This is a genomic window from Rhodococcus sp. ARC_M5 (assembly GCF_022810405.1).
GTDB lineage: Bacteria > Actinomycetota > Actinomycetes > Mycobacteriales > Mycobacteriaceae > Rhodococcoides > Rhodococcoides navarretei.
On record NZ_JALGQE010000037.1, the window covers coordinates 1 to 2,732 of the forward strand.

The following is a 2,732-nucleotide window of genomic DNA, read 5'->3' on the forward strand; positions in this document are numbered from 1 at the left end:
ATTGCACAGTGGACGCGTAGCTTCTTTGTGGTAAGTCCTCGGCCTATTAGTACCAGTCACCTGCATCGGTTACCCGACTTCCAGTTCTGGCCTATCAACCCGGTGGTCTGCCGGGGGCCTTACCCCCTCGAGGGGGTGAGAAACCTCATCTTGGAACAGGCTTCCCGCTTAGATGCTTTCAGCGGTTATCCCTTCCGAACGTAGCCAACCAGCGGTGCTCCTGGTGGAACAACTGGCACACCAGAGGTTCGTCCGTCCCGGTCCTCTCGTACTAGGGACAGCCTTCCTCAAGTTTCTTACGCGCGCGGCGGATAGAGACCGAACTGTCTCACGACGTTCTAAACCCAGCTCGCGTGCCGCTTTAATGGGCGAACAGCCCAACCCTTGGGACCTACTCCAGCCCCAGGATGCGACGAGCCGACATCGAGGTGCCAAACCATCCCGTCGATATGGACTCTTGGGGAAGATCAGCCTGTTATCCCCGGGGTACCTTTTATCCGTTGAGCGACACCGCTTCCACTTGCCGGTGCCGGATCACTAGTCCCGACTTTCGTCCCTGCTCGACTTGTCAGTCTCACAGTCAAGCTCCCTTGTGCACTTGCACTCGACACCTGATTGCCAACCAGGCTGAGGGAACCTTTGGGCGCCTCCGTTACATTTTAGGAGGCAACCGCCCCAGTTAAACTACCCACCAGGCACTGTCCCTGAACCAGATCATGGTCCGAGGTTGAGGTATCCAATACGATCAGAGTGGTATTTCAACAACGACTCCACAGTAACTGGCGTCACCGCTTCACAGTCTCCCACCTATCCTACACAAACCGAACCGAACACCAATACCAAGCTGTAGTGAAGGTCCCGGGGTCTTTTCGTCCTGCCGCGCGTAACGAGCATCTTTACTCGTAATGCAATTTCGCCGAGTCTATGGTTGAGACAGCTGAGAAGTCGTTACGCCATTCGTGCAGGTCGGAACTTACCCGACAAGGAATTTCGCTACCTTAGGATGGTTATAGTTACCACCGCCGTTTACTGGGGCTTAAATTCTCAGCTTCGCCATTACTGGCTAACCGGTCCTCTTAACCTTCCAGCACCGGGCAGGCGTCAGTCCGTATACATCGTCTTACGACTTCGCACGGACCTGTGTTTTTAGTAAACAGTCGCTTCTCACTGGTCTCTGCGGCCCCACCCAGCTCACACTGCAAGAGTGATCACCGGACAGGGCCCCCCTTCTCCCGAAGTTACGGGGGCATTTTGCCGAGTTCCTTAACCATAGTTATCTCGATCGCCTTAGTATTCTCTACCTGACCACCTGTGTCGGTTTGGGGTACGGGCCGTGTAACAACTCACTAGAGGCTTTTCTCGGCAGCATAGGATCACTGAATTCGCCTCAATCGGCTACGCATCACCTCTCAGGCTTATATGAACGGCGGATTTGCCTACCGTTCGCCCTACAGGCTTACACCAGTACAACCACTGACTGGCCCAGCTACCTTCCTGCGTCACCCCATCGCTTGGCTACTACCAGATCAGGTCCCACGCATCCACCACACGCCTCACTCTCGAAAGAGATCGGTCATATGGATTCAGGGTGGTTAGTGTCACTGATTCACCATGGGCGCGGTTACACGGGTACGGGAATATCAACCCGTTGTCCATCGGCTACGCCTGTCGGCCTCGTCTTAGGTCCCGACTCACCCTGGGCGGATTAACCTGGCCCAGGAACCCTTGGTCATTCGGCGGACGAGTTTCTCACTCGTCTTTCGCTACTCATGCCTGCATTCTCACTCGCGCAGCCTCCACACCTGGATCACTCCGATGCTTCCATGGCTGCACGACGCTCCCCTACCCACCCACACACCTGGCTGAACCCTCGCAAGAGAACAGCGGGCTATTGTGTGAGTGCCGCAGCTTCGGTGGTGTACTTGAGCCCCGCTACATTGTCGGCGCAGGATCACTTGACCAGTGAGCTATTACGCACTCTTTCAAGGGTGGCTGCTTCTAAGCCAACCTCCTGGTTGTCTTCGCGACCCCACATCCTTTTCCACTTAGTACACGCTTAGGGACCTTAGCTGGCGATCTGGGCTGTTTCCCTCTCGACTACGAACCTTATCGCCCGCAGTCTCACTGCCACGCTCTCACTCACCGGCATTCGGAGTTTGGCTGATTTCGGTAAGCTTGTAGGCCCCCTAGACCATCCAGTAGCTCTACCTCCGGCGAGAAACACGTGACGCTGCACCTAAATGCATTTCGGGGAGAACCAGCTATCACGGAGTTTGATTGGCCTTTCACCCCTACCCACAACTCATCCCCTCAGTTTTCAACCTAAGTGGGTTCGGTCCTCCACGACGTCTTACCGTCGCTTCAACCTGGCCATGGGTAGATCACTCCGCTTCGGGTCTAGAACACGCCACTACACCACAAACGTGGATACGCCCTATTCGGACTCGCTTTCGCTACGGCTACCCCACACGGGTTAACCTCGCGACATGCCACTAACTCGCAGGCTCATTCTTCAAAAGGCACGCCATCACCAGCAACAGAACAAACTGCTCACCAGCTTTGACGGATTGTAAGCGCACGGTTTCAGGTACTATTTCACTCCCCTCCCGGGGTACTTTTCACCTTTCCCTCACGGTACTAGTCCGCTATCGGTCACCAGGGAGTATTCAGGCTTATCGGGTGGTCCCGACAGATTCACAGCAGATTTCACGGGCCCGCTGCTACTTGGGTAT

The 2,732-nt window shown here is 55.4% G+C and carries 1 rRNA gene; it reads right to left on the reverse strand.

The annotated features are described in order from the left end of the window. Window positions 1-26: 26 nt before the first annotated feature. A 23S ribosomal RNA gene (locus MTX34_RS25380) occupies window positions 27-2,732 on the reverse strand; the annotation flags it as partial.